Annotated in this window: 1 protein-coding gene; it reads left to right on the top strand. The window is 41.5% G+C overall.

What is annotated here, in order from left to right; all coding sequences use genetic code 11:
* On the top strand, positions 1-299 hold a 299-nt coding region (locus tag ACFPQ3_RS01810), incomplete at both ends, for a phosphoketolase family protein (RefSeq protein WP_465269560.1).

Here is a 299-nt window from a genome sequence, read left to right as displayed (position 1 = left end):
ACTCACTTTTTGCAGTTATGGAAAAAGCTTTTGCAGACGAAGATAAGGTTAATGTGATTGTCACTTCTAAGCACCCACGACCACAGTTCTACTCCATCGCAGAAGCAGAAGAATTGGTTCGTGAAGGTTATAAAGTGATTGACTGGGCCTCAAATGTCTCACCAGATGAAGAACCAGATGTTGTCTTTGCGGCAGCAGGTACCGAACCAAACTTGGAAGTTTTGGCAGGTATTTCTATCCTACATAAAGCTTTCCCAGAACTTAAGATTCGCTTTATCAATGTGGTTGATATTCTCAAG

This window comes from Streptococcus caledonicus (assembly GCF_042656225.1).
In the GTDB taxonomy this organism is placed as follows: Bacteria; Bacillota; Bacilli; order Lactobacillales; family Streptococcaceae; genus Streptococcus; species Streptococcus caledonicus.
This window is presented reverse-complemented; position numbering and strand designations above follow the sequence as displayed.